This window comes from Streptomyces sp. NPDC029044, from assembly GCF_040637495.1.
Classification (GTDB): Bacteria; Actinomycetota; Actinomycetes; order Streptomycetales; family Streptomycetaceae; genus Streptomyces.
Genome location: NZ_JBEZWN010000035.1, coordinates 17,642 through 40,788 on the forward strand (window position 1 = coordinate 17,642; position 23,147 = coordinate 40,788).

The 23,147-nt window shown below is 71.3% G+C and carries 21 protein-coding genes; 10 read left to right on the forward strand and 11 right to left on the reverse strand.

The features are described 5' to 3' along the window. Positions 1–16: 16 nt before the first annotated feature. The 3 genes from AB0E85_RS25095 to AB0E85_RS25105 all read right to left on the reverse strand — a co-directional run bounded on the left by AB0E85_RS25095 (position 17) and on the right by AB0E85_RS25105 (position 2,795). On the reverse strand, positions 17–511 hold the full coding sequence (locus tag AB0E85_RS25095) for a GNAT family N-acetyltransferase (protein WP_361931191.1): 495 nt from the start codon (positions 509–511) through the stop codon (positions 17–19). Positions 512–557: 46 nt separating this feature from the next. Next, positions 558–1,166 (reverse strand): DUF1349 domain-containing protein, encoded by a 609-nt coding sequence (locus AB0E85_RS25100; RefSeq protein ID WP_361931194.1) that lies wholly within the window; start codon positions 1,164–1,166, stop codon positions 558–560. A gap of 99 nt (positions 1,167–1,265) precedes the next feature. Continuing rightward, positions 1,266–2,795: an aldehyde dehydrogenase (NADP(+)) gene (locus tag AB0E85_RS25105; protein WP_361931197.1), complete on the reverse strand. Its 1,530-nt coding sequence runs from the start codon at positions 2,793–2,795 to the stop codon at positions 1,266–1,268. A 132-nt stretch (positions 2,796–2,927) separates the two neighbouring features. Here AB0E85_RS25105 and AB0E85_RS25110 point away from each other — a divergent pair, with 132 nt between their 5' ends. From AB0E85_RS25110 to AB0E85_RS25135, 6 genes are all read left to right on the forward strand, one after another. Beyond that, entirely contained in the window at positions 2,928–3,701 is a 774-nt protein-coding gene (locus AB0E85_RS25110) for an IclR family transcriptional regulator (RefSeq protein WP_031109054.1), read from the forward strand. Positions 3,702–3,704: 3 nt separating this feature from the next. After that, entirely contained in the window at positions 3,705–4,178 is a 474-nt protein-coding gene (locus AB0E85_RS25115) for a GNAT family N-acetyltransferase (protein ID WP_361931200.1), read from the forward strand. 90 nt (positions 4,179–4,268) lie between these two features. Next, positions 4,269–5,258 carry a hypothetical protein gene (locus tag AB0E85_RS25120; protein ID WP_361931203.1) on the forward strand — a complete coding sequence of 330 codons (990 nt, stop codon included), beginning with the start codon at positions 4,269–4,271 and terminating at the stop codon, positions 5,256–5,258. Then, a complete protein-coding gene (locus AB0E85_RS25125) occupies positions 5,255–6,562 on the forward strand; it encodes a histidine kinase (RefSeq protein WP_361931206.1) in 1,308 nt (435 codons plus the stop codon). Before AB0E85_RS25120 ends, AB0E85_RS25125 begins: the two co-directional genes overlap by 4 nt. Next, positions 6,559–7,221, forward strand: a complete 663-nt coding sequence (locus AB0E85_RS25130; protein ID WP_361931208.1) for a response regulator transcription factor — start codon at positions 6,559–6,561, stop codon at positions 7,219–7,221. Before AB0E85_RS25125 ends, AB0E85_RS25130 begins: the two co-directional genes overlap by 4 nt. 75 nt (positions 7,222–7,296) lie before the next feature. Then, a complete protein-coding gene (locus tag AB0E85_RS25135) occupies positions 7,297–8,754 on the forward strand; it encodes a penicillin-binding transpeptidase domain-containing protein (protein ID WP_361931211.1) in 1,458 nt (485 codons plus the stop codon). A gap of 93 nt (positions 8,755–8,847) precedes the next feature. On the opposite strand, the gene AB0E85_RS25140 is transcribed toward AB0E85_RS25135, so the two are convergent. After that, complete coding sequence (locus tag AB0E85_RS25140) at positions 8,848–10,305, reverse strand: NCS2 family permease (protein ID WP_361931214.1); 1,458 nt, start codon at positions 10,303–10,305, stop codon at positions 8,848–8,850. 270 nt (positions 10,306–10,575) lie between these two features. Between AB0E85_RS25140 and AB0E85_RS25145 the strand changes: the two genes are divergently transcribed. The 3 genes from AB0E85_RS25145 (at position 10,576) to AB0E85_RS25155 (ending at position 12,941) form a co-directional block, all read left to right on the forward strand. Beyond that, positions 10,576–11,175, forward strand: coding sequence for a SigE family RNA polymerase sigma factor (locus tag AB0E85_RS25145; RefSeq protein WP_361931217.1), 600 nt, complete (start codon positions 10,576–10,578; stop codon positions 11,173–11,175). Continuing rightward, entirely contained in the window at positions 11,172–12,026 is an 855-nt protein-coding gene (locus AB0E85_RS25150) for a hypothetical protein (RefSeq protein ID WP_361931220.1), read from the forward strand. Before AB0E85_RS25145 ends, AB0E85_RS25150 begins: the two co-directional genes overlap by 4 nt. Before the next feature lie 81 nt (positions 12,027–12,107). After that, entirely contained in the window at positions 12,108–12,941 is an 834-nt protein-coding gene (locus AB0E85_RS25155; protein ID WP_361931223.1) for a pectate lyase, read from the forward strand. A gap of 218 nt (positions 12,942–13,159) precedes the next feature. Here AB0E85_RS25155 and AB0E85_RS25160 read toward each other — a convergent pair whose 3' ends face one another. Then, entirely contained in the window at positions 13,160–14,314 is a 1,155-nt protein-coding gene (locus AB0E85_RS25160; RefSeq protein ID WP_361931225.1) for a right-handed parallel beta-helix repeat-containing protein, read from the reverse strand. A gap of 247 nt (positions 14,315–14,561) precedes the next feature. On the opposite strand from AB0E85_RS25160, the gene AB0E85_RS25165 reads away from it, so the two are divergent. After that, positions 14,562–16,778: a family 43 glycosylhydrolase gene (locus AB0E85_RS25165; protein ID WP_361931228.1), complete on the forward strand. Its 2,217-nt coding sequence runs from the start codon at positions 14,562–14,564 to the stop codon at positions 16,776–16,778. Between the two features lie 3 nt (positions 16,779–16,781). Here the strand turns inward: AB0E85_RS25165 and AB0E85_RS25170 are convergent, their stop codons facing one another. The 6 genes from AB0E85_RS25170 to AB0E85_RS25195 form a co-directional block, all read right to left on the reverse strand. Further along, positions 16,782–17,939 carry a dienelactone hydrolase family protein gene (locus AB0E85_RS25170; protein WP_361931231.1) on the reverse strand — a complete coding sequence of 386 codons (1,158 nt, stop codon included), beginning with the start codon at positions 17,937–17,939 and terminating at the stop codon, positions 16,782–16,784. Then, complete coding sequence (locus AB0E85_RS25175) at positions 17,926–18,273, reverse strand: hypothetical protein (RefSeq protein ID WP_361931234.1); 348 nt, start codon at positions 18,271–18,273, stop codon at positions 17,926–17,928. Before AB0E85_RS25175 ends, AB0E85_RS25170 begins: the two co-directional genes overlap by 14 nt. Then, positions 18,266–19,387, reverse strand: coding sequence for a pectinesterase family protein (locus AB0E85_RS25180; protein ID WP_361931237.1), 1,122 nt, complete (start codon positions 19,385–19,387; stop codon positions 18,266–18,268). The genes AB0E85_RS25175 and AB0E85_RS25180 overlap by 8 nt, the downstream gene beginning before the upstream one ends. 106 nt (positions 19,388–19,493) lie before the next feature. After that, entirely contained in the window at positions 19,494–20,804 is a 1,311-nt protein-coding gene (locus tag AB0E85_RS25185; RefSeq protein WP_361931240.1) for a pectate lyase, read from the reverse strand. Between the two features lie 33 nt (positions 20,805–20,837). Further along, complete coding sequence (locus AB0E85_RS25190) at positions 20,838–21,635, reverse strand: rhamnogalacturonan acetylesterase (RefSeq protein WP_361931243.1); 798 nt, start codon at positions 21,633–21,635, stop codon at positions 20,838–20,840. A 118-nt stretch (positions 21,636–21,753) separates the two neighbouring features. Then, on the reverse strand, positions 21,754–23,115 hold the full coding sequence (locus AB0E85_RS25195) for a sugar ABC transporter substrate-binding protein (RefSeq protein WP_361931246.1): 1,362 nt from the start codon (positions 23,113–23,115) through the stop codon (positions 21,754–21,756). Between the last annotated feature and the right edge of the window lie 32 nt (positions 23,116–23,147).

Genomic DNA, 23,147 nt, shown 5'->3' on the forward strand with positions numbered 1-23,147 from the left:
CCCGGTCATTCCCCCGTCATTCCCCGGGCAGGACGAACCGCATCCGCAGATGGTGGTCTCCCGGCCCGGCCGGTTCCGCGACCCAGCCCTGCCTCCGGTAGAACCCCTGCGCCCGCAGGTTGTCCACGTGCACGTCGAGCACGGCCGTACGCCTGCCGTCGGCCTGCCACTCCTCCACACAGGCGGCGTGCAGCGCGCTGCCGGCTCCCTGGCGCCAGTGGTCGGGATCGACGTGGAACTGGAACAGTTTCACCGTGTCCGCCGGGGTGCCCTCGGGGACGCGGAAAGAGGCCAGCCCGACGATGCGGCCCTCCTGCACGACGCAGAGCACCCTGCCGTCCGGCCGGGTGAGGGCGCTGCGCCAGTTGGCGGACCAGTCGGTGCCGTCCTGCGGCAGCCCGTCGGGGTAGTACGTGGCGCGGGCCCGCGCATGCAGCGCGACGACGTCCGCCACCTCGGCGGGCAGGACGGTGCGGATCACACGGTCGGGGATCACTCGGTCGTTGATCATGCAACGGAGGACGAGAGCGGGCCGGGAGGCGGTTCCCGGCCGGGCCTCAGCTGCCGTCGCGCAGATCGTCCGGCCAGCTCGGCCTGTGCTCGATGTGGTCGTACGTCACCACGCAGCCCTCACCCATCGGGGACTGCGTCATGAAACCGACGAGGGCCGCGTCCGTCTCCTTCTCGTCGCCGAGGGTGAAGAGGCGGACGAAAGTCCAGCGCTCGCCGTCGCGGGATGCGTGGAAGGCGAAGGCGCGGCCGGTGCGGCTCACCCGCAGCCAGACGGAACTGCCGTCCACCGTGAAGGAGTTGGCGTCGTCGGAGTGCCCCCGGGTCACCACCGTGCAGACGGTGGGGACGTCCGGGGAGTACTCCAGGCAGAGCTTGGCCCAGGCCCGCTCCCCCACGTGGACGTAGAGCACCCCGGCGTCGAAGGCCGCGCCGAACCCGACGGTGACCTTGGCGATCAGCTGGAAGTCGCCCTCCGGCGCCCCGAGCAGCCGGGGCGCGTCGGACGCGGGGTCAAGACCCTCACCGGTGGGCGGCACGAACCGGTCCTGCCGCGCCCCGGCCCACCCGGTGAGCACGCCGTCCTCGTAGGACCAGTGACCGTCGGGCCCGTAGGTGCGCAGGGGGAAAGGGAGTTCGGGAAGTTCGAGATCCATTCGACCAAGTCTTTCAGGTCCGCCCCTCAGGGGCGCGGGGAACTGCGCGACAAGCCACAGCGAACCGCAAGCCGGCAACCCCCCACGCCCCTAAGGCGCCTACCGCTCCAAACGCCCGTTGAACCGCCGGGGCAGCCCCAGCGGGTTCTCATCCCGCAGCTCCTGCGGCAGCAACGCCTCGGGGGCGTTCTGGTAGGCAACCGGCCGCATCCACCGCTCGATCGCCGTCCCGCCCACCGACGTGGACGTCGACGTCGTGGCCGGGTACGGCCCGCCGTGGTGCTGGGCCGGGGCGACGGCGACCCCCGTCGGCCAGCCGTTCACCAGCACGCGCCCGGCCAGCGGCGTCAGCTCCGCGAGGATCTCGGCGCCCCGGCCCTGGCCGGCCGCCTCCTCCTCAGACAGCTGCACCGTCGCCGTGAGGTTGCCGGGCAGCCGCGACAGCACCGACTTCACCTCGGCCTCGTCCTCGTAGCGGGCCACCACGGTGACCGGCCCGAAGCACTCCTCCAGGAGCAGGTCGTGCTCGCCCTCCGTGGCCAGCCTGCTCGCCGGCACCGTGAGGAAGCCCGCACTGACGGTGTGCTCGCCGCCCGCGCCCGGGGTGACCGGGGAGTCGACGTCGGGCAGGCCCGCCCGCTCGGCGACGCCGGCCACGAAGTTGTCGCGCATGCGGTGGTCGAGCAGGACCCCGGCGTCGGTGTCGCTGACGGCGTCGGTGAGGGACTTGAGCAGCGCGTCGCCCGCGGCGCCGGCCGGCGCGAGGACGAGGCCCGGCTTCACGCAGAACTGGCCGACGCCCAGCGTCATCGAACCGGCCAGACCGGCGCCGATCGCCTCGGCCCGCTCGGCGGCGGCGGCCTCGGTGACGACGACCGGGTTCAGGGAGCCCAGCTCGCCGTGGAAGGGGATCGGGACCGGGCGGGCGGCCGCCGCGTCGAAGAGCGCCCGGCCGCCGCGCACGGAGCCGGTGAAGCCGGCCGCCGCGACCAGCGGGTGCTTGATCAGCTCGACGCCCGCCTCGAAGCCGTGGACCAGGCCCACGACGCCCTCGGGGATGTCGTGCCGGGTCGCGGCGCGGCGCAGCACCTTGGCGACGTACTCGGACAGGGCCGGGTGGTCGGGGTGGGACTTGACGACGACCGGGCAGCCGGCGGCGAGGGCGCTCGCGGTGTCGCCGCCCGCGACGGAGAAGGCGAAGGGGAAGTTCGACGCCGAGTAGACGGCGACGACGCCCAGCGCCACCTTGTACCGGCGCAGGTCCGGGATCGGTGGCGTCGCGGTGTCGTCGGGGTGGTTGATGACCACGTCGAGGAAGGCGCCCTCATCGACGATGTCCGCGAAGGCGCGCAGCTGGTAGCAGGTGCGGGCGAGCTCGCCGGTCAGCCGGACCGGGCCGAGCGCGGTCTCGGCGTCGGCGGTCTCGACGAGAGAGTCCTTGGCCGCCTGGAGCTCCTCGGCGGCGCTGCGCAGGAAGGCCGCTCGGACCGTGCGGTCCGCGAGGGCGCCGCGCGCCTCGTGCGCGGCACGGACGGCGGCGTCCACCTCCTGGGCCGTGGCCTCCACCGCAACCTGTTCACGCTGCTTCCCGGTTCGGGGGTCGACACTCCAGACTGGTGCTGCTGCCACCGCGGGTCCCTCCACACATGTATTGCCGCAGTACTGGGTCATCCACCAGGGACGTTCGATATACTGAACGCTGTCTCCGATGATGAATATGCTGTGGAGACTATTTCCCGTCCAACGAAGGGGTCAAGGGCGATGTCGGCTGGCGAGACGGGCGGCGGGGCGCAGGTCAAGTCCGCGGTGCGAACGGTTGAACTGCTCGAATACTTCGCCGGACGCCCCGGCATGCACTCCCTCGCGGCGGTCCAGGAGGCCGTCGGATATCCCAAGTCCAGCCTCTACATGTTGCTGCGCACCCTGGTCGAGCTGGGCTGGGTGGAGACGGACGCGACGGGCACGCGCTACGGCATCGGCGTGCGGGCCCTGCTGGTCGGCACCTCGTACATCGACGGTGACGAGGTCGTCGCGGCGGCCCGCCCGACCCTGGACCGGCTCTCGGACGACACCACCGAGACCATCCACCTCGCCCGCCTCGACGGCACGAACGTCGTCTACCTGGCCACCCGCCAGTCGCAGCACTACCTGCGCCCCTTCACCCGGGTCGGCCGCCGGCTGCCCGCGCACTCCACGTCCCTCGGCAAGGCGCTGCTGAGCACCTACTCGGACGAGCAGGTGCGCAAGATGCTCCCGGAGACGCTGCCCGCGCTGACCGAGCACACCATCACCGACCGGGAGAAGCTCATCGAGGAGCTGCGCCAGGTGCGGGAGCAGGGCTTCGCCGTGGACCGTGAGGAGAACACACTGGGGCTGCGCTGCTTCGGCGTGGCGATCCCGTACCGCACCCCGGCGCGGGACGCGATCAGCTGCTCGGTACCGGTGGCCCGGCTGACCCCGGCGCACGAGCAGCTGGTGAAGGACGCGCTCTTCGACGCCCGGGACCGGCTGACACTGGCCACCCGTAGGCTCTGAGGCATGAATGTCGAGCTGCGCCAGGTCCACGACAGCGATCTGCCGGTCTTCTTCCGGCAGATGAACGACCCCGAGTCCCTGAGCATGGCGGCCTTCACCCCGGAGGACCCCTCCGACCGGGCGGCCTTCGACACCCGGTGGTCCCGGCAGCGCTCCTCCCCCGATGTCGTCGCGCGGACGATCCTGGCCGACGGTGACGTGGTCGGCAGCGCGGCCGTGTACGGGGTGCCGGGCGAGCGCGAGGTGACGTACTGGATCGACCGCGCGTACTGGGGCAAGGGCATCGCCACGCAGGCCCTGCTGGCGCTGCTCGCCGAGGTGCCCGAGCGCCCGCTGTACGCGCGGGCGGCGGCGGACAACGCGGGGTCGCTGCGCGTGCTGGAGAAGTGCGGGTTCCGTGTGGTGGCGGAGGCCCGGGGGTACGCCCCGGCCCGCGGCGCCGAGATAGACGAGACGGTGCTCCTCCTGGAGGGCTGAGAGGAGCCTGCCGCCCCTCCCCCGCCCGGCGGAGGCGGATCGTCGCCGGGCAGGAGGTGCCCGCGGCCCCCGGCGCGGGAGCCTGACCGCATGCCCCAGTCGATCGCTCCCCTCGCCGCCCCCCACCCGGCCGGTGCCGGCCGGACCCGGCGCGTCCTGCGTGCCGTCGCCGTCGTCTCCTGTGCGCCGTACCTCGCCCTCAAAGCGGCCTGGATCGCCGGGAGTCACGTCGGGATACCCGCGGGCAGCGCGCTGCTGGACGACCGTCTCGCCATGGCCCTGATCAACGGTTTCTCGGTTCTGGTGGACAGCGGGGTGATCGTGCTGGCGCTGGTGCTGACCCGGCCGTGGGGGCTGCGGGTGCCCGCGTGGCTGCTCGTGTTCCCCGTGTGGGTCGCGACCGGGCTGCTCGCACCGATCATGGCCGGGTTCCCGGCGCAGCTGGTGGTGAAGTGGTTCGGCGGCGGTGCACCGTCCGCCGGCCGGGAGGCGTTCCTGGACGAGTGGGTGTTCGCCGTCGTCTACACGGGGTTCATCGCGCAGGGGCTCGCCCTCGGCGGCCTCTTCGCGCTCTACGCCCGGGACCGCTGGGGGCACTTGTGGCGCGGGCGGGTGCGGGAGCTGCCCGCCGGTTCCCTCGGCCCGGCCCACCGGGTGCTCGCCGTGCTCGCCCTGCCGCCGCTCACCCTCCACGCCCTGTGGGCCTGCGGTGTCTCCGCCGGGCTCGGCGAGGGCCGGGCCGCGGACCGGGGCAGTGACTTCTACGTCCTGGAGGCCCTGTACGTCGTGTTCCTCCTCGCGGCGCTCGCCGGTGCCGTGCTGCTGGCGTTCCGGCGCGGCGGGGCCCTGCCCGTGTCGGTGCCGCTCGCCCTGGCCTGGGTCGGCTCGGGTGCCGTGGCCTGCTGGGGCGGGTGGCTCTCGCTGGCCTCCCTCAGCGGCGTGGCGGACCTCGCCGACCGCCCCACGCCGCTGATGCATCTCGCCTACGCTGGCCAGATGCTCGTGGGCCTCCTCGTCGCCGCCATCGGCGCCTACCACGTCGCGGAGCGCTCGGCCGGGGCCGCGCGACGGGCGGCGTGAGCGCACTGGCCCGGCTGCTGTTCGGCCGCCGGGCACGCCTGCGGTGGATCCATCTGATCCTCGGCGGCGCGCTGGCCATGCCCTACGTCCTGGTCGGCTCGGTGGTCATCGGCCCGGTCACCGGCGTCACGGACGTCTTCGGGTCCTTGCCCCTCCAGCTCGGCTCGTTCGCCGTGGGCCTGCCGCTCGCGGCCGTCACCTCGCTGTTCCCGCTGACCCGGCCGCTGGAGTCGGCCGCCGTGCGCTGGCTGTGCGGCGTGGACGCGGACCGGCTCGCCCTCACCCCGGCGCGGACCCGGGACGAGAAGGGCCGTACGGCTGCCTGGTTCACGCTGCATCTCGGGTTCGGCGGGATCATCGCGGGGATGTCGCTGGCGCTGCCGCCGTTCGCCGCCGTACTGATCGTGCTGCCGGTCCTCGCGGGGCTGCGCGACGACCGGCTCGGACTGCCCGAAGTCCTCGATCAGGCCTGGGCGTTGGCGCTCGCTCCCGTCGCGGGCGCGCTCTCGCTGGTGGCCCTCGCCGGCTGTGCGGCCGGCAGCGGCGCGCTGCTGGCCCGCTGGGCGCCCGCGCTGCTCGGTCCCACACCCCGGGAGCGGCTCGCCGCCGCCGAGGCGCGCGCCGCAAACCTCGCCGTACGCAACCGGCTCGCGCGCGAGCTGCACGACTCCGTCGGTCATGCCCTGAGCGCGGTCACCCTCCAGGCGAGCGCCGCCCGCCGGGTCCTCGACAGCGACCCGGAGTTCGTCCGCGAGGCCCTCGCCGCGATCGAGGACACCACCCGGCGCACCGTCGGCGAACTCGACGCCGTGCTGGGTGTGCTGCGCGAGGGCGACGCCCCCGGCACGGCCCCGGCGCCTACCCTCGCCGCCGACCTCGACGGCCTGCTGCGGCGCACCCGGGCGGGCGGACAGCGGGTGAGCGCCACCGTGGACGCCGACCCGGAGGCACTGCCCCCGATGCTGTCCCGCGAGGCCTACCGCATCGTGCAGGAGGGGCTGAGCAACGCCCTCAAGCACGCCGGTGAGCGGGCCGCGGTGGAGCTGCGGATCGCGGTGACGGGCGGGGAGCTGGAGATCACCGTGGAGAACCCGGTGGACGGTCCCGCGCCCTCCCGCGCCGGCGGCGGCCACGGGCTGCGCGGCATGGCGGACCGGGCCAGGCTGCTGGGCGGCAGCGCGACGGCCGGGCCGACCGGGACGCAGACCTGGCGGCTGCACGCGACGCTGCCGATGACAGGGCCCGTAGGACGCGACCCGAATGACAGCCCGTACGACAGGCCCCGTAGGAGAGGACCCGCATGACCCGCCCGGCCCCGATCCGTGTCGTCCTCGCCGACGACGAGCGCATGGTGCGCACCGCGCTGCGCGCCATCCTGTCCGCCGAGCCGGACCTGGAGGTGGTGGGCGAGGCGGCCACGGGCGCCGAGGCGGTGTCGCTGGTGCGGGAGGTGGGGCCCGACGTCGTCCTCATGGACGTCCGGATGCCGGAGACCGACGGGATCCGCGCCACCGAGCAGATCCTCGCCACGATGGCCGAGCCGCCGCGGGTCGTCGTCGTGACGACGTTCGAGAACGACTCCTACGTGTACGACGCGCTGCGGGCCGGAGCGGCCGGCTTCCTGCTGAAGCGGTCGGAGGCGGACGCGCTGGTGCAGGCCGTCCGGCTGGTGGCGCGCAGCGACAGCCTGCTGTTCCCGTCGGCCGTGCGCACGCTCGCGACCGAGCACGCCCGCCCGCGCCCGGCACCGCCCGCGTGGGTGGCGAAGCTCACGGGCCGTGAGCGGGAGGTGCTGCGGCACATGGCGCAGGGGCTGACCAACGCGGAGATCGCCCGCCGGATGGAGGTCGGCGCGGCCACGGTGAAGTCGCACGTCGCGGCGGTGCTGGCCAAGACCGGCACCCGGGACCGCACGCAGGCGGTGATCGCGGCGTACGAGGCGGGCTTTCTGAACGGCGGATGAGAAAACCGCCTGCCGGATGAGAAACCAGGACGGACGGGAACGTTCCGCCCGGTGTGGCTCGTCCTCCTGTTCGGAATGAACAAGACGATCAGACGCGCTTCGGTCTTCGCACTGCTGTTGGTGTTCGCTCTGCTGGTCAGGGCGACCTGGGTGCAGTTCTACGAGGGCCAGGCGCTGGCAGACGACAAGGACAACCGGCGGAACGCGATCGAGACGTACTCGGCGCCGCTCGGGAACATCATCGTGGGCGGCCGGTCGGTCACCGGCTCGGCGCCGACGAAGACGGGCGACCTGAGGTACAAGCGGACGTACACGGACGGTCCGCTGTACGCGGCGGTGACGGGTTACGCGTCGCAGGCGTACGCCCCGACTCAGCTGGAGGGCATCTACACCGATCTGCTCAACGGCACGGACAGCCGGCTGAAGTCCGTGATGGACACGCTCACCAACCAGCGGGCCGAGCCGGGCAACGTGGTCACGACCATCGACCCGGACGTGCAGAAGGCGGCCTACAAGGCACTCGGCGACAAGAAGGGCGGTGCCGTCGCCGTCGATCCGAAGACCGGGAAGATCCTCGCGGTGGTGTCGACGCCCTCGTACGACCCGTCCTCGCTGACCGACGCCAACACCGCGGGGGCGGCGTGGCAGAAGCTGACCACGGACCCCGAGAAGCCGCTGGTCAACCGTGCGCTGCGGCAGCCGCTGCCGCCCGGTTCGACGTTCAAGCTGGTCGTGGCGGCGGCCGCGCTGGAGGACGGGCTGTACTCGTCGGTGGACGAGCGGACGGACAGCCCGGATCCGTACACGCTGCCGGGCACCAGCCGGGACCTGACGAACGAGAACCCGAACGCGCCCTGCACGAACGCCACGATCCGCACGGCGCTGGAGTACTCGTGCAACAACGTCTTCGCGAAGATGGCCGTGAAGCTGGGCCAGGACAAGGTGAAGGCGATGGCCGACAAGTTCGGCTTCAACGACGACGAGCTGGACGTGCCGGTCCGGGCCTACACGAGTGTGTACCCGTCGGACATGGACCCGTCGCAGACGGCCCTGACGGGCATCGGCCAGTTCGACGTCACCGCCACACCGCTCCAGATGGCCATGGTGTCTGCTGCCATAGCCAACGGCGGCAAGCTGGTGTCGCCGCATATGGTCTCCCAGATCACGGACAGCGGCGGTGACGTGCTGCGGGACTACGACGACGAGGCGGGCAGCAAGGAGATCGTCAGCTCCTCGACCGCCGAGCAGCTCCAGTCGGCGATGGAGACGGTCGTGAGCAAGGGCACGGGCACGAACGCCCAGGTGCCGGGCGCGACCGTGGGCGGCAAGACGGGCACGGCCCAGCACGGCGAGAACAACAGCCAGGTGCCGTACGCCTGGTTCACCTCGTACGGCAAGTCCGACTCGTCGGGCAAGGAGGTCGCCGTGGCGGTCATGGTCGAGCAGTCGGACGCGGCCCGCTCGGAGGTCAGTGGCAACGGCCTGGCGGCTCCGGTCGCCAAGGCGATGATGCAAGCGGCGTTGAAGAACTGAACCTCCGACGCCGATAAGCCGTCTGTACAGACGAGACGGGCCGCCCCCTTCCCCCCGGGGGCGGCCCGTCCTCGTGTCACCGGCCGCCCGGCGTCACTTCGCTCCGAGGAGCTGCTCGATCGGGTCGATCGCGAAGTACACGAGGAACAGCGCCGAGGTCCCCCAGAGCAGCCAGTGGACCTCCTTGGCCTTGCCGAGGACGGTCTTGATGACGACGTAGGCGAGGAAGCCGGCGCCGATGCCGTTGGTGATGGAGTAGGTGAACGGCATCACGGCGATGGTGAGGAACGCGGGGATGGCGATGTCGTAGCGGTCCCAGTCGATGTGCTTGACCTGGGTCATCATCAGGAAGCCGACGGCTACCAGGGCGGGGGCGGCCGCCTGGAGCGGGACGATGGTGAGCAGCGGGGTCAGGAACAGCGCGAGGCCGAACAGGCCGCCGGTGACGAGGTTGGAGAAGCCTGTGCGCGAGCCCTCGCCGACACCGGCGGCGGACTCGATGTAGGAGGTCGCCGAGGAGGCGGAGCCCGCACCGCCGGCGACCGCGGCGGCACCGTCGATGAGCAGCACCCGGCCGAGGTTCGGGACCTTGCCCTCCTCGTCGAGCAACCCGGCCTCGGCGCTGATGCCGACGACCGTGCCCATGGTGTCGAAGAAGTCGGACAGGATCAGGGTGAAGATCAGCAGGACGACGGTGATGACGCCGACGCCGGGGGCGCTGAAGGCGCCGAACAGGTCGAAGTCGCCGATGAGTCCGAAGTCGGGGGTGTCGACGAGCCGCTCCGGCCAGGAGGGTGTGGTCAGGCCCCAGGACTTGATGTCGGCGAGGGAGTTGATCACGATCGCCAGCGCGGTCATGGTGACGATGCTGATCAGGATGGCGCCCTTGACCTTGCGGGCGAGCAGTCCGATCGTCAGCAGCACGCCGAGGCAGAAGACGAGCATCGGCCAGCCGGCGAGCGTGCCGGTGCCACCCAGCTGAACGGGGACGGTGCTGTTGGCGGCGTCCGGGATGCGGCTGACGAACCCGGCGTCGACGAAGCCGATGAAGGCGATGAACAGGCCGATGCCCACGCTGATCGCCTGCTTGAGCGGCTGGGGTATCGCATGCATGACGGCCTCGCGCAGACCGGTCACCACCAGCACGCAGATCAGCAGGCCTTCGAGGACGATCAGACCCATCGCGTCGTCCCAGCTCATCAGCGGGGCGATCTGGAACGCCACCACGGCGTTCAGGCCGAGTCCGGCGGCGAGCGCCAGGGGCAGGTTGCCGCCGACGCCCATGATGATCGTCATGACGGCGGCCACCAGGGCGGTGGCGGTGGTGAGTTGGACGGCGTCCAGCTGGTGCCCGAACTTGTCCTTCGCGCTGCCCAGGATGATGGGATTCAGGACAAGGATGTAGGCCATCGTGAAGAACGTGGCGAAGCCGCCGCGGATCTCCCGGCCGAAGGTGGACCCCCGCTCGGAGATCTTGAAGAACCGGTCGACGCTGTTCGCCGCCGGTGGCGCGGCGTCGGACCGATCGGCCACCTTCTGCGATTCGGACATGGCGCGTGCTCCTTGATGCCTGGGTGATCGGTGTGCGGGTGCTGGCTGGATTTTCGTCGCGTTGAACCACGTTCAGGTTTTGTTCGTGTTACGAAATCGAAGTCCGGCCCGCCATACGACGTTCGAAGCTCCGTACGAACCATCCGACGATCGCTGCTACGCTTCCCGATCTCGTCCGGGCCTCTCCCGGATGATCACATGTCATCTACATGACAGCCACAAGGCGCCCCGGCCGGGAGCGCCCGCAGCCGCTGCGAGGAGAGGTCGCCCGTGGGCACAGTCGTCGACGACGCCGCCTCCGTGGAGTTCCACGCCTTCTTCGAGCGTCACTACGCCGAACTGTCGCGTCTGGCCTACCTGCTGACGGGTGAGTCGGACACCGCCGACGACCTGGCGGCGGACGCCTTGCTGGCGCTGTGGCACCGCTGGGACCGGGTGCGCGCGGCCGACCATCCGGTGGCGTACGCGCGCGGCGTGGTCGCCAACCTGGCCCGCACCCGCATCCGCAGCGCGGTGCGCGAGCGGCGGCGCATCGCGCTGTTCTGGTCGCAGCGCGAGGAGAACACCGAGAACCCGGACATCGCGGGCATGGTCGACGTGCAGGAGGCGTTGCGCAGGCTGCCGTTCCGCAAGCGGGCCTGTGTGGTGCTGCGGCACGCGTTCGACCTGTCGGAGAAGGACACCGCGCTCGCCCTCGGCGTCTCGGTGGGTACGGTGAAGAGCCAGACCTCGAAGGGAATGGCCGAACTCCAGCGGTTGCTGGGGACGCGGGGCGTGCCCCAGCGGATGCACGCGACGCTGGGTGCTCCGCGCTGCTCGCCCGCCGTGGAGGGCGTGCGCACCGGTGAGGGCGGAGGGAGGGACCGATGAGCATGCGGCGGGACGTGCACGAGGAGGTGCGCGCCCGGCTGCACGAGGCGGCCGGGGCGCACGAGCCCGACCGGGAGCGCATGCTGGCCCGGGTCGAACGCGGCATGGCCGGTCCGGCCGTTGCCGGCCACCGGGCGACGCGTCCGCCGGTGTTCGGCTGGATGCGGGTGGCCGGTGCGACGGCCGCGGTCGCCGGCGTCCTGGCGGTGGGCGGTTACGCGGTGGCATCGGCGGTGAAGGACGAAACCGCCCCGCGGCAGCAGGAAGTGGCCACGTCGGCGACGCCCACGCCGTCCCCCGAGGCGACGAGCCGGGCGCCCGCGCCTCCGGCTCCGGTGGAGCCGTCGCCGAGCCGGTCGCCCGAGCGCCGCGCGTCGAACCCGCCGCCGTCGAGGACGCCGAGCGCCCCGGCCGCCGAGCGGCCGTCCGCCGCCCCCACCGAGGAGGGGCCACTGTGGTCGGACGGTTCGGTCGACCCGCACAGCAACGACTTCTGGGCGCAGAGCAACATCACCCTCAGGACCCGCGAGCAACTGACCGCTCTGACCGTGCGCTTGAAGGTGGCACAGACCGGTGGGGTCTCCGACGCGGGCGCGTGGCGCTCCCTGCCCGAGACCGACTTCACCCTCGCGGTGGCCGAGCGGGACGGCTTCCTCGTCTACACCTGGACCCTCAAGGAGGGCCGTACGGTCCCGGCGGGCGAGTGGGTGTTCGCGGGGCAGTTCGACCACGCCCGCGGCGGCCGCGACGCGGGCGGGGACCGCTACGCGGTGACGGCCGCCGCCGGTTCGCGGCAGCTGTCGGTGGGCGGTTCCTTCGCCGCCGCGGAAGACGGCGACGGCGGCCCGTGAAAAAGTTCTGGAGACGCGGCAACCCTTTCCTCACCGGTGACGACCACCAGGCGCAAGGTCACCCATCTGAGGAATCGGTACATGACTGCACCAGCAGAACAGCGCGTCCGCCACCGCCGCAGCGTCACCAAGCGGCGGACGGTGATCGCCGCGGTGTCCGCGTTCGGCATCACGGGAGCGGCGGTCGTCACCACGTCGATGCTGTCGACGGCGGGCGCCGCGTCCTCCTGGCCCACGGACAAGGGCAAGACGCCCGTGTCGAAGACCATCCCGGTCTCCGGTGTGCGCGACGGCGGGATGAAGATGTTCTACGGCACCGGCGCGCTCGGTCAGGACAACCAGGACGAGGGCCAGGACCCGATCTTCGAGCTGGCCGACGGTGCGGTCCTGAAGAACGTCGTCATCGGCACTCCCGCGGCGGACGGTGTGCACTGCAAGGGCAGTTGCACGCTGCAGAACGTATGGTGGACGGACGTCGGCGAGGACGCGGCCAGCTTCAAGGGCAAGTCCTCCTCCGCGGTGTACAAGGTGATCGGCGGCGGCGCGAAGAACGCCGACGACAAGGTTCTTCAGTTCAACGGCGCCGGCACGCTGAACGTGTCGGGCTTCCAGGTACGCAACGCCGGCAAGCTGGTCCGCTCCTGCGGCAACTGCAAGACGCAGTACAAGCGCACGATCGTGCTCAGCGACATCGACGTGACGGCTCCGATGAACTCGATCGTCGGCGTGAACGCCAACTACGGCGACACCGCGGCGCTGTCGAAGATCCGCATCCACGGCGACAGCAAGAAGAAGATCAAGACGTGTGTGCGCTTCGAGGGCAACAACACGGGCAAGGAGCCCAAGGAGCTGACGCCGCCCGGTCCGGACGGCAGGAGCTGCAAGTTCAAGGCCTCCGACATCAGCTACTCGTAGGCACTGCCCCCCTGTGACTCCGGTTGGCCCTCGTCCCCCCTTGGGCCCACCGGAACGCCGGGTGTCCGGCCCCCCAGCCGGACGTCCCGGCACCTCGGCCCTCCGGAGCCCCCCTCCGGACGGCCGGACGGTACCGGCCGAGCCCCCCTCGGCCGGTCGGCCAGACGCCCCCGTCGCTTCGCACCGACGGGGGCGTCGCCATGCGCACGGGCGCGGCCTCACTCCATCGTCGAGCCGACGGCCGTGGAGCCGGTCGTCAGGAACGTCGTCCTGGGCAGGGAGCCGTCCGCCCGGCGGGGACCGTCCGCGCCGGCCGCGTCCGTCGCCCGGAAGGGCGGGGTGGCGATGCCGCTGTCCCAGGTGTTGCCGGCGGAGACCGCCGAGGGGCCGAGCCGCACCGCTCCGCCCTTGTCGCCGGCGGCGAGGTTCCCGCCCAGGCGGGCGCTGCCGGTGGCGAAGGAGAAGCCCCTCCCGGCATTGGCGTAGGCGGTGTTGCGGTGCAGGGCGACGGCGCCGGTGTTGGAGTTCCCGGTGAAGCCGTGCCGCGTGTTGTCCCAGGCCGCGTTGCCGGTGACGACGTGGGCGGCGGACGCGCCCCCGCCACCCAGCTCGAAGCCGTTGCCGTTGCCCTCGAAGGCCGTGTCGGGCCGGCGGTCCTCGCCGTTGCCGAAGGCCCAGGAGTCCTCGATGGCCACCGGCGAGGAGAACTGCCACAGGTCGAGGCCGTCGTCGGCGTTGCCGTACAGCCGGGCCCCGATGATCCTGTTTCCGGTGCCGGAGCCGAACTTGACCGCGATGCCGTCGGCGTTCCGGCCGCGGCCGGCCGGGTCGTGGTTGCCGTGGCTGTCCAGGTTCTGCACGAGGTTGCCGGTGGTGCCGTCGCCGCGCAGGGTGAAGCCGGAGTCGCCGTTGTCCGCGGTGACCAGGTTCCTGAAGACCCCGCCCACCGAGGAGGTGGCGACGAACCCTTGGGCCGGGGCGTTGACGAAGGCCAGGTCCTGGACGGTCCAGTGATCACCGGCTATCCCGGCCAGCCAGGAGCCGGGGGGCAGTCGGGATCCGTCGATCCGCACCTTCTCCCCGGCGTACGCCCGCAGGGTGATGGGCGCCGAAACGGTGCCGTTCGCGCTGGACTCCAGGGTGGCGGCCGGACGGTAGGTGCCGCCGCGGACCTGGATCACGGTGCCGGCGGTGGCGTTCCGCACGGCCGCGGCGAGCTGGGCCGCGGTGGAGACGGTGACCGTCGTCGAGGCGGCCCGTGCGCCGCCGGTCGTCAGACCGAGGTAGACACCGCCGGCCCCGGCGGCACAGGCCACGGCCGCGGCGATGGAGAGCGTACGGGTGCTGCGACGGCGTCCGGTGCTCGGCGGCACGGAGCGTTCCTTTCCTGGGGGGCGGGGACGGAAACGGTTCGGAGGGGCCCGCTCCGGCCCGTTTCCCGTCCGTCAGTCGCCGCCGCGCCGGAAAGGGTTGCCGCCGTCACGTGCACCGGAGGCGCCGCCGTTCCGAAAGTTTCGGAACCACGGGCCTCACGCCGACCCGTTGACGCCCTGCGTCCCTCCGGTGAAACTCCGAGGGCCGCTATCCAACAGAATCCCCCACACTCCGACAGGAAGTGTCATGCGCCCCCGCATCGCCCGCACGCTCCTGCTCCCCTTCCTGGCCCTGACCGGCCTCCTCATGACCCTCCTCACGGCACCGCCCAGCACCGCAGACCCCGGAGCCCCACCCGTGAAGCACAGCAAGTACGCCGGCTATCTCTTCGCCTACTTCACCGGCGAGGGCACCGCCGACGGCGAGCAGATCCGCTACGCCCTCAGCCGCGGCAACGACCCGCTGCACTGGCGCGAGCTGAACGCCGGCCAACCGGTGCTGACGTCCACGATCGGCGAGAAGGGCCTGCGCGACCCGTTCGTCATCCGCTCACCCGAGGGCGACAAGTTCTACCTGATCGCCACCGACCTGCGGATGTACCAGAACTCCAGCGGCAGCTGGGACCAGGTCCAGCGGCACGGCAGCAAGTCGATCATGGTCTGGGAGTCCACGGACCTGGTCCACTGGACCGACCAGCGCCTGGTGAAGGTCTCCCCGGACAGCGCGGGCAACACCTGGGCCCCGGAGGCCTACTGGGACGACGAGCTCGACGCGTACGTCGTCTTCTGGGCGTCGAAGCTGTACGCCGAGGACGACCCGGAGCACAAGGGCGACACGTACAACAAGATGCTGTACGCGACCACGAAGGACTTCCGGACCTTCAGCGAGCCGAAGATCTGGAACGACCCCGGCTACTCGGTGATCGACTCCACGGTCGTGAAGTACAAGGACGAGTACTACCGCTACACCAAGGACGAGCGCGACCCCGGCTCCTCCAGCCCCTGCTCGAAGTTCATCACCGGCGAGAAGTCCACCTCCCTGACCTCGACGACGTACGACTTCGTGGCCGACTGCATCGGCAAGGGCGCGATGGACCGGGGCGAGGGCCCGACGGTGTTCAAGTCGAACACCGAGAAGAAGTGGTACCTGTTCATCGACGAGTACGGCGGCCGCGGCTACCTCCCCTTCGAGACCACCGACCTCGCATCCGGCAAGTGGACCCCGTCCACGAACTACCAGCTCCCGGCGAGCCCCCGGCACGGAACGGTGCTCCCGGTGACGCAGCAGGAGTACGACCGGCTGCTGGCCGCCTACCCGTCCACCCCCACCTCGGTGACGGACGCGACGGCCAAGCACCAGAAGGGCTATGCGATCGTCACCGACAGCGCCTCGAAGGTCGTGCTGCCGATGGAGCCCAAGGCCGATCTGCGGGGCCTCGCCCCGAAGCTCTGGGTGGGTGAGGGTGCCACGCTGAGCCCGAAGTCCGGTACGCGCCGCGACTTCCGCAAGCCGCAGAAGTACACGGTCACGGCCGCCGACGGCACCAAGCGCACCTGGACGGTCGAGGCGGTCCGCACCCGCAGCCCGCTGCTCCCCGGCCTGAACGCCGACCCCGACGTGCACTATCTCGACGGCAGGTACTGGATCTACCCGACCACGGACGGCTTCCCGGGCTGGAGCGGCACCCGGTTCAAGGCGTACTCGTCGAAGGACCTGGTCAACTGGAAGGACCACGGCGTCATCCTCGACCTCGGGCCGGACGTGACCTGGGCCGACAAGAACGCCTGGGCACCCGCGATCGCCGAGCGGGACGGCAAGTACTACTTCTACTTCTGCGCCGAACAGCAGATCGGCGTGGCGGTGGCGGACTCCCCCGCCGGTCCCTTCAAGGACGCGCTCGGCAAGCCCCTGGTCGCCAAGGGCGGTTCGCTGAAGGGCCAGATGATCGACCCGGCGGTCTTCACGGACGACGACGGCCAGGCCTACCTGTACTGGGGCAACGGCCACGGGTACGTGGTGCCGCTGGACGACGACATGGTGTCCTTCGACGCGTCGAAGGTGCGGGACATCACCCCGGACAACTTCCGCGAGGGTTCCTTCGTGATCAAGCGGAAGGGCACGTACTACTTCATGTGGTCGGAGGACGACACCCGCAGCGAGAACTACCACGTGGCGTACGCGACGGGGCCGTCCCCGCTCGGCCCGTGGACCAAGCGCGGGACGATCCTTGAGAAGCGGCCCGAGTACGGCATCCTCGGCACCGGTCACCACTCGGTGGTGAACACCCCCGGCACCGACGACTGGTACGCCGTGTACCACCGCTTCGCCCTCAACGGGCCCGGCCGGCCGGGCGGCGACGGCATGCACCGCGAGACGACCATCGACCGCATGGAGTTCGCGGCCGACGGCAGCATCAAGCCGGTGGTGCCGACGCTGGAGGGCATCGAGCCGGTGCGGCGGTGAGCCTCACAGGACGTCGTCGAGCCAGCTGACGACCTCGTCCTGCATGGGTGCGGTGAAGACGTGGCCGAGCTCCGGCCACGTCTTCGTCCGTATCCGCTCCTCGGCGTGGTGCGAGCGCCAGACGGCACGCAGCCTGTCGTAGGCGATCCGCACGCCCTCGGCCGGGAACAGCGTGTCGAGTCCGCCGTCGAAGAACAGCATCGGCCTGGGGGCGGCGATGCTCGCCACGTCCGGGATGTCGAGGTGCCGGGCGAGGCCGGGGTGGAGCATGCAGTACGCCGACTGCCCGCGCAGCGTGTTGTTGCCGGGCACCATCATCTCCTTCAGGCCGGTCATCCAGCACATGCTCGCGGCGGCCGCGACGTGGTCGCTGAGGGCGGCGGTCTGCCAGGCCCGGTAGGCGCCCATGGAGAAGCCGACGGCCGCGACCCGCCGGGCGTCCACCCGGTCGAGTCCCGCCAGGAAGGCGGCGGCCCGCTGGTCCTCCCTGGCCATGAGCCCGGCGAGCGAGGAGCCGAGGTTGAAGAAGTTGGCGGCCAGCGCCTGCTGCTGCTCGTAGGCGAGGGGCCCGCGGTCACCCCATCCCAGGGCGTCCAGGCAGAGCACCACGTAGCCCCGCCGGGCCAGTTCGTCGCCGACGAACCGTCCGCTGAAGTACTTGTCCGCCCAGGCGCGGGCGGAGGCGAGACGGGTGTCGTCGTACCAGGGCCGGACGAGTTTCTCCTTGCCGATGTCGAACCGGGAGCCGTGGTCGTGCAGGAGCAGCACCGCGGGGAAGGGCCCGCGGCCGTGCGGGGTGAGCAGGGCGCCGCGGACCCGTTCGTAGCGGGTGAGGGAGACGGTCACCAGCTCGCGGGTGTACTCCCGCGTCCGGGAGCGGCTGGTGAACTCCGGTGCGTACGGCGTCCCGTCCTGCCGCTCGACGAGGAGGTGCTCCTCGACGGTGGCGCGGGCGGCCCGCCGCCAGGCGCGGAAGTCGCGGATCGGGGAGCGGCCCCAGGCCAGCGGGAAGGTCAGGGCGTCCTTGAGTGCCGGGTGGAAATCGGGCAGCGGACCGTCCACGACCGCCGCCTGTGCCCCGCTCACCGCTCCCCCGGCCAGCAGCGCGGCCCCCGCCCCGGCCACGAACGTCCGTCGCCTGAGCGCGTCATGGGCGTTCATGCGGCCTCCCGGCTCCGGCGTGCCGCAGTACGTATCGCTCGACGGCCGTCGGGGAGGTGAGGACGCGGTGGTCGGAACGCCGGGCGGGGTTCCAGCCGACGTCGCCGCCGAGGCCGAGTTCGGTCGGCTCGCCGTCGTTGGTGAGGGCGGCCTTGAGTTCGGCCCGCGTGTCCACCGTCCAGGTGCGGCCGCCGCCCGCCCCGCCGGTCGTGCCGGGGCCGGCCGAGGCCCAGCCGGTGGGGGCGCGGCCGGCAGGGGCACGTTCGGCGGCGGAGGCCGGTGCGGCCGGCCAGAGCGGGCAGAGGCCGAGGAGGAGCACGGCGGCCCTACGCATACGGCCGCCAGTCGCCCAGCCAGGCGGCGCGGGTCGCGGAGCGGGCCTGCCGGGGGGTGAGCTGTGGCCGGTTCTCGGGGACGGTGATCTCGGCGCCCGGGCCGGTGTTGCGGTACTCGGCGAAGCGCTGGTTCTGCCAGGGGTGGGCGTCGCGCATGGTGGCGTAGGGCGCGACCGCGTCGATGCCCGGCCCGAGCCGGGTGTCCCGCACGGTGAGCATGGGGCGGGCGGTGGTGTCGGAGCTGGGCACCCAGGGCCGGGCCAGTTTGTAGTAGCCGTCGGGTGCCTCGCTGCTGACGCTACTGCGGGTCACCAGGTAGCCGAGCGGATTGGCACCGGCGGTCGAGGGAGCGAAGACGAACCCGTAGGGGGCGCCGGCCAGGTCGGTCCTCGACAGGGTCCGGAAGTGGCACCGGTCGAAGACGGCGGTCGCCCGTCCGAAGACGAAGTCGACGTCGCCCTCGGCGTAGCAGTGGGTGAAGTACTGGCGGGCGAAAGTGCCGAGGGCCATGGAGTCGGCGTACAGGGTGTCCTGGTGGCCGAGGAACCGGCAGTGGTGGAAGGCGGAGCGGTCGCCCTGGACCTTGAGGGCGACGGCCTGGGTGCCGGTGGTCCCGGGGTGGTCGGCGCGCAGCCATTCGTTGGCGAAAGTGATCCAGCGGGCGGTGAAGCCGTCGGCCTGGACGGTGGCGGTGGCCGAGCCGGTGGTGCCGTGGGTGCCGCCACCGGGCTTGGGCGTTCCGGCCGCGTTGTCGTACACGATCACGACGTCACCGGGGTCCTCGCTCGCCCCGACCCAGGTCATCCCGGTGCGGGTGCGGTCGACGGCGACGGTCTGCCGGTAGACGCCCGGCGCGATGACCAGCGTGTATCCGCCGCCGTCGGCGGCGGCCACGGCGTCCCGGACCGTGGTGAAGTCACCGGCTCCGTCCGGGTGGACGTACAGGGTCCGGGGATCGCGGCGCGCGGCGGGCGATCCGTACCGGCAGAACGGCCGCGATCGGGTGCCGGCCCGCGCGGGGCCGGGGGCGAGGCCGAGGAGGGTGCCCGCCGCGGTGCTCGCGGCGAGGAACCCCCGGCGGGAGAGGGAGGAAGGGTCGGACTGCGAGAGCATGCGGCTGCTCCTTCGCGGTGCGGCGGGTGCGGGGTGGGAAGGGGCCGGGGCGGGCGCACCCAGGGGCGGGGGTGCGATGCGGGCCGCCCCGGCCGGTTGGGGTGGATCAGCAGAGGCGGCCGGCGCCCGCCCGGGCGTCGACGATGCCCGGGACTGCCTTCGCCGGGTCGACGTCCGCGCGCAGGCTCGGCGTCCAGCCGGCGCCCGACTGGAGCGCCTCCCCGGGGATCTCCGCGTTGTGCACGGCGATCAGGTCGACCGCCTTGCCGTTGACGATGTTGGAACCCGCGGTGACCGGCGCCTCGTTCCACTTCTTGAGGATCTTCGCCGGGCTGATGCCCCGCGCCAGCGTGAACGCGTTGTGCTCGGCGACGAGCCGGGACTCCTTGCCGATGCCGTAGACGTAGCCCCACTTCTGGCCCTTGGTGACCACGAAGTGGTTGTTGTACGAGTCGACCTGCCCGAACCGCACCCGCGGCGCCCGCTCGACGATGCCCTCGAAGCGGTTATGGTGCAGCGTGACCTTCAGCTTCCCGGTGTCGTCGGCGGTGGCGCTGTCACTGTTGCCGATCAGCATGGTCTTGTCGTGGTCCTTGAACGCGTTCCAGGACACGGTGACGTGGTCGGAGCCGCGCACGATGTCGAGCAGCCCGTCGTGCTGCTGGTAGGTCTTGCCGAAGTAGGAGGGCAGCGAGCTGTCGGGGTAGCGGCCGTCGGTCAGCGTGTTGTGGTCGACCCACACGTGTGTGGAGCCGTAGACCACGATCCCGTCGTACTCGCTGTTCCAGGCGCCGGTCCCGTTGTCGTCGGTGGGGTCCCACTGCGGGAAGCAGTCGATCGGGGCCTCGAAGGCGAGATTGCGGACGATGACGTTGTCCACGCCTCTGATCTGCAGACTGCCGCCGCGGATCCCGGAGCCCTTGCCGACGCCCACGATGGTGGTGTTGGCGGGCACGCTCGCCTTGATGGCCTTGTCCTGCGCGGCGGCGGACGCGGCCCGCAGGTCCTCCTGCTCACCGCTGACCGGCTTGTCGTGGCCCCAGACGGCGGGGTCGTAGGCGGCGAGGTACTCCCGGAAGTCGTACCCCTCGGCCGCGAACGCGTCGCAGCCCTGGGAGACGGCGTCGATGACGCCCTTGACCTTGATGACCCTGGGTGCGGTCCCGCCGTCCTTCAGCGCGGCCCTGAACTGCTCCCAGGTGGTGACGGTGTAGACGTGCTGCGCGTCGGCCGCCGCTCCGCCGGTGGTGCCGGTGCCGTGGGAGCCCCATCCGTCGCCTGCTCCGAGGGTCTGGCGCGCGATGTCCCGGGGCTGGGCCTGGGCTCCGGTGCCGCTCAGGGACAGCACGAGGGCGGTGCAGCCGAGGAGCAGGGCGGCTCTCGCGATGGCATGATCATGACACTTCGGTGCGTTCATGGTGCGGCTCTCTTCCTTCTTCGTCGAGGGGTGTTACGCGGCCGGTTCCGGCCAGGCGATCCAGGACTCGGGAATCCGCTCGTCCAGCCGCCGCACGTCACGCGGCCCGAGCACCCGGGTGCGCAGCAGCTCCCGCGCCACGAGCCGGGCCACCTCGATGGCCCCGGGCGGGTTGAAGTGCGTGTTGTCCTGCTCGGTCGCCGTCCAGTTGAAGTACTTCTTGGTCTCCTCGACCCCGAGCCGCTGCCACAGGGCGAGGGACAGCGCCTGGACGTCGAGCAGCGCGACCCGCTCCTCGGCGGCGAGGGCCCGCATGGCCGCCGGGTACTCCCCGTGGGTCGGCAGGGCCTTCCCGGCGGCGTCGAACCGCCGGCGTTCCACGGAGGTGGCGAGCACGGGCCGCGCCCCACGCGCCCGGGCGCCGTCGAGGTACATCCGCAGATACTCCTGATACGTCGACCAGGGCTCGGTGTACCGGGTGGGGTCTTCCCGCTTCTCGTCGTTGTGACCGAACTGCACGAGCAGCAGGTCCCCGGGCCGGATGACGGACAGGATCCCCTTCAGCCGCCCCTCGTCCACGAAACTCTTCGAACTCCGCCCGTTCACGGCGTGGTTGGAGACGGCGAGCCGGGAGTTGTGCAAGAAGAACGGAATCGCCATGCCCCACCCGGTCTCGGGCGCGGCATCGGCGTACTTCTGCGCGGCGGTGGAATCACCGGCGATATAGAGGGTGGGATGGCGACGTGCGCCGGCGTGAGCGGTTCCGGCCATGGAGTAGGCCAACGGCACGGCGGCCGCGGCGACAGCGACCTGTCTACGACTGAGAGACACGCAGAGTTCCTTTCAACGGGGATGGCTGTCGCACCTCAGGGGCGCGGGGAACTGCGCGAACAACCACGGGCGGCCCGCACCCTGAAAACCACGGGCCGCCTCACGGCGACAGCCAGAACTAGCCGTTCTGCTGGTTCCATTCCTCCTGCGCGGCGTTCAGCTGGTCGGCCATCGTGTCCAGGAACTCCTTCGCGCTCATCTTCCCCAGCAGCACCTTCTGGAAGTTCGGCTCGTTGTCCGCCTTGGAAATCGTGTTCCAGTCCGGCAGGTAGTAGGGCAGCTGCACGATCGTCGTCGACCCGTCCGACAACGCGTCGGCGGCCAGCTTCGTGGGCTCGGCCTTCGAGATCCACGGGTCCTTCGCCGCGTCCGTGTTCGACGGCACCTGCCCCGCCGCCTCGTTGAACTTCGAGTTCTCCGCCCTGGACGTGGCGAACTCGATGAACTTCCAGGCGGCGTCCTTGTTCTTGCCGCTCTTGAACAGCCCCAGGCCGTCCACCGGGTTGGACACCTGCACCCGCTTGCCGCCGGCACCGATCGGCTGCGGAATGCCCCGGAACTTCTCGGCCCCGAGCGCCTTCACGTGGTCCTGGTACGACCCCAGGTTGTGGTTCAGCATTCCGATGGTGCCGGAATCCCACTGCGCGACCATCTTGGTGAAGTCGTTGTTGAGGTCGGCGGCCGGAGTGACCTTCTTGTACAGCCCCGCGTACTTCTCCAGCGCCGCGACGTTCTTGGGGTCGTTGACCGTGGTCTTGTCACCGCTGGAATCCCAGAACGACGTGATACCGGACTGCCCGTACATCGCGTCCAGGGCCTGGGCGATGGAACCCGCACCCCCGCGGATGGTGTAGCCGAACTCGTTCTTGTCCGCGTTCGTCAGCTTCTTCGCGGCCTCGTAGAAGCGGTCCCACGTCGTCGGCTCCTGGAGCCCCGCCTTCTGGAACAGATCGGTGCGGTAGTACAGCACACCGTTGTTCGCGGAGGTGGGGATCGAGTACAGCTTGTCGTCCCCGCCCCCGGCGGCCTTCAGCGACTCGACCATGTCCTTGTTGAGCTTGCCGTTCAGCGACGATGTGCCGAGTCGCTCGTCGAGCGGCTCCAGCGCGCCCTGTGCGGCGAACCCCGCGAGCATCGCCGCGCCCACGCCGCCGACGTCCGGCAGGCCGCCGCCCTGGATGGCGGTGTCGACCTTCGACTGGTACTCGGTCGAGGCGATCCCGACGTAGTCGACCTTGATGTCCGGGTTGGCCTTCTCGAAGTCGGCGATGACCTCCTTCCAGATCTCGGTGCGGACGCCGCCGTTGTTGTCCCAGAAGACGATCTTGCCCTTGCCGCTTCCGTCGGCACCCTTGTCGCCGCCCGCTCCGCTGCCGTCGTCGCCGCAGGCGGTCGCGGTCAGCGCGAGCACGGCCCCCAGGGCGACGGCGGCCGAGGTCCGGCGCCCGCCTCTGCTGCTGGTGCGATTGCTGATCTTCATTGGTCGGCTCTCTTCTTCTGGATCCTGCGGAA

What these genes read in the sequence shown, in the direction of transcription:
- AB0E85_RS25095 (WP_361931191.1), bottom strand. Translation starts at nt 511, where the DNA reads ATGATCAACGACCGAGTGATCCCCGACCGTGTGATCCGCACCGTCCTG.
- AB0E85_RS25100 (WP_361931194.1), bottom strand. Translation starts at nt 1,166, where the DNA reads ATGGATCTCGAACTTCCCGAACTCCCTTTCCCCCTGCGCACCTACGGG.
- AB0E85_RS25110 (WP_031109054.1), top strand. Translation starts at nt 2,928, where the DNA reads ATGTCGGCTGGCGAGACGGGCGGCGGGGCGCAGGTCAAGTCCGCGGTG.
- AB0E85_RS25115 (WP_361931200.1), top strand. Translation starts at nt 3,705, where the DNA reads ATGAATGTCGAGCTGCGCCAGGTCCACGACAGCGATCTGCCGGTCTTC.
- AB0E85_RS25120 (WP_361931203.1), top strand. Translation starts at nt 4,269, where the DNA reads ATGCCCCAGTCGATCGCTCCCCTCGCCGCCCCCCACCCGGCCGGTGCC.
- AB0E85_RS25130 (WP_361931208.1), top strand. Translation starts at nt 6,559, where the DNA reads ATGACCCGCCCGGCCCCGATCCGTGTCGTCCTCGCCGACGACGAGCGC.
- AB0E85_RS25135 (WP_361931211.1), top strand. Translation starts at nt 7,297, where the DNA reads ATGAACAAGACGATCAGACGCGCTTCGGTCTTCGCACTGCTGTTGGTG.
- AB0E85_RS25140 (WP_361931214.1), bottom strand. Translation starts at nt 10,305, where the DNA reads ATGTCCGAATCGCAGAAGGTGGCCGATCGGTCCGACGCCGCGCCACCG.
- AB0E85_RS25150 (WP_361931220.1), top strand. Translation starts at nt 11,172, where the DNA reads ATGAGCATGCGGCGGGACGTGCACGAGGAGGTGCGCGCCCGGCTGCAC.
- AB0E85_RS25155 (WP_361931223.1), top strand. Translation starts at nt 12,108, where the DNA reads ATGACTGCACCAGCAGAACAGCGCGTCCGCCACCGCCGCAGCGTCACC.
- AB0E85_RS25165 (WP_361931228.1), top strand. Translation starts at nt 14,562, where the DNA reads ATGCGCCCCCGCATCGCCCGCACGCTCCTGCTCCCCTTCCTGGCCCTG.
- AB0E85_RS25170 (WP_361931231.1), bottom strand. Translation starts at nt 17,939, where the DNA reads ATGAACGCCCATGACGCGCTCAGGCGACGGACGTTCGTGGCCGGGGCG.
- AB0E85_RS25175 (WP_361931234.1), bottom strand. Translation starts at nt 18,273, where the DNA reads ATGCGTAGGGCCGCCGTGCTCCTCCTCGGCCTCTGCCCGCTCTGGCCG.
- AB0E85_RS25180 (WP_361931237.1), bottom strand. Translation starts at nt 19,387, where the DNA reads ATGCTCTCGCAGTCCGACCCTTCCTCCCTCTCCCGCCGGGGGTTCCTC.
- AB0E85_RS25185 (WP_361931240.1), bottom strand. Translation starts at nt 20,804, where the DNA reads ATGAACGCACCGAAGTGTCATGATCATGCCATCGCGAGAGCCGCCCTG.
- AB0E85_RS25195 (WP_361931246.1), bottom strand. Translation starts at nt 23,115, where the DNA reads ATGAAGATCAGCAATCGCACCAGCAGCAGAGGCGGGCGCCGGACCTCG.